Annotated in this window: 1 protein-coding gene; it reads left to right on the top strand. The window is 68.6% G+C overall.

Annotation, left to right across the window (positions count from 1 at the left end; genetic code table 11):
- Positions 1–335 precede the first annotated feature (335 nt).
- Positions 336–1403 (top strand): glycosyltransferase 61 family protein (locus B8460_RS13260; protein WP_158322844.1); only part of this gene is annotated, 1068 nt, incomplete at its 3' end.

The following is a 1403-nucleotide window of genomic DNA, read 5'->3' as shown; positions in this document are numbered from 1 at the left end:
GACCTGTTCGCGGCGCTGGCGGCGGGGCCGGCGGGCGGGATGCTGCATGTCGCCGGCGTGGTGCGGGCCGACGAGTGGAGCGGCGGCGCCTGTCTGCATCTGCGCGACGCCGCCGCCGCGTGAACGCCGGTCAGTGAACGCGGACCGGGTGCGGCGCCCGGCGACGCGGCGCGCACGCCGCGGGCAACGTTGCCCGCACGCCGCCGGCGACGTTGCCAACGTCCGCGCCGCCACAGTAGAAGTTTCGCGAGGCCGGGCGGGGGATGCGCCAGGTTGGGGAATGAAATCAGCACCCGAAAGGCCGCAGTGACAGTCGACCGAACGGTATGCGCAGCATGACCGGACAACTCTCTGTCGCCGATCTGCGGCACGCCCACGTCCAGGCGTACCATCATCCGCTCGTCGCGCCGCCACCCACGGGGTTTCGCGGCGGGCTCGTCGTGACGGACGACCCCGGGCAGCAGAGGCTGCGGCATTCCCGGTACTGGCAGCCGGTGGACAGCGCGTCGGCGGATGCGCGCTACGACGTGACCCTCTACGGCGACTATGTGTACGGGGGACCGATTTACGCGCATTTCGGGCATTTCCTGTCGGAGATGGCGCACCGGCTCCTGCCGTCCCTGAATCAGGGCGCACGCGGCACCTGGCTGTTCGTGGGCGTTGGCGGCGATCCCCTGCTCAACAGCGTGGCCAGCGCCCCGGCTTTCTTCCGCGAGATACTCGCCTTCTTCGACATTGCGCCGGGCGATGTGCAGGTGATCAACCAGAATGCCGTGGTGGAGCGGCTGCATATCAGCGAGCAGGCATCGGATTTCGGAGGCGGACCCAAGCCCGGCTACGTGGAGGCCCTGGCCCGGCATTCGGAGGCGTGGCTGAAACGCCATGGCGTCGAGCCGCTGTCGATCGGCGATGTGTATGTCTCCCGTCGGTTCATGCCGCGAGGCGGCACCTTCCTGGGCGAGCACTACATCGAGCATCTGCTGGCGGAGCAGGGCGTGTCGATCATCTCGCCGGAGCGGTATCCGCTGCTGGAGCAGATGAACATCTACCGCAGCGCGCGCCGCGTGGTGTTCCCCGAGGGCTCGGCCTGTCACGGAACGGAACTTCTTGGTGCCGGCGCCCTCGGTGAATGTTTCCTGCTGGCGCGCCGGCAGGACCACATTGAGATCTTCAGCCGCGTCCTGCGCCCGCGCAGCCGCGCCTTCCGGGTGTTCGAATTTGGCATCACGCTCGGCTCGCTGCTCGGCGAACGTGGCGGCACACCGTGGTGGCATACCGGCGTATCGCTGTTCGACGTGCCGAAGCTGGTGCGCTTCTTCGGCGAGTCGGACATCGGCTGGCTGTCCCGGCTGGACCTGGGCGCCTACTTCGCGGCCGCCCGTCGCGATCTGGACACCTATCTG

This window comes from Acidisphaera rubrifaciens HS-AP3 (genome assembly GCF_000964365.1).
Lineage (GTDB): Bacteria > Pseudomonadota > Alphaproteobacteria > Acetobacterales > Acetobacteraceae > Acidisphaera > Acidisphaera rubrifaciens.
Note: the sequence above shows the minus strand (reverse complement) of the source record. Positions and strands in the feature narration are given on the sequence as shown.